Annotated in this window: 1 pseudogene; it reads left to right on the top strand. The window is 52.8% G+C overall.

The window, feature by feature from the left end:
• Positions 1 to 247 (top strand): annotated as a pseudogene (locus AB9F29_RS22095) (transposase); the annotation flags it as partial.
• Positions 248 to 301: the final 54 nt, after the last annotated feature.

The following is a 301-nucleotide window of genomic DNA, read 5'->3' as shown; positions in this document are numbered from 1 at the left end:
ATTCACTTTGGCGACGGAGATCGATATCTTTTCATGCGACCCTCACAGCCCCTCTCATCGCTGCAAGCAGCGACTGCCGGGCAATGCATGGCAGCGCGGCTCAAATTAAAATACCAATCGCTCGCTGCGACAATACTTCCCAAAGGGCACGGATTTGGCGATACATAGTCAAGCAAAGTTGAGTGCTGTCGCAAGACCGCTTAACGAACCACCTCGAAAGACGCTGGGATACGAAACTCCCGCATAGCGTTTCAATGTATGTGTTGCGTCTATCAGGTGAGCCCGCCCCGCATAACTACCG

Source organism: Falsihalocynthiibacter sp. S25ZX9 (assembly GCF_041205405.1).
GTDB classification, from domain to species: Bacteria; Pseudomonadota; Alphaproteobacteria; order Rhodobacterales; family Rhodobacteraceae; genus Falsihalocynthiibacter; species Falsihalocynthiibacter arcticus.
The sequence above is the reverse complement of the archived record's forward strand: the minus strand, read 5'-3'. Positions and strand labels throughout refer to the sequence as shown.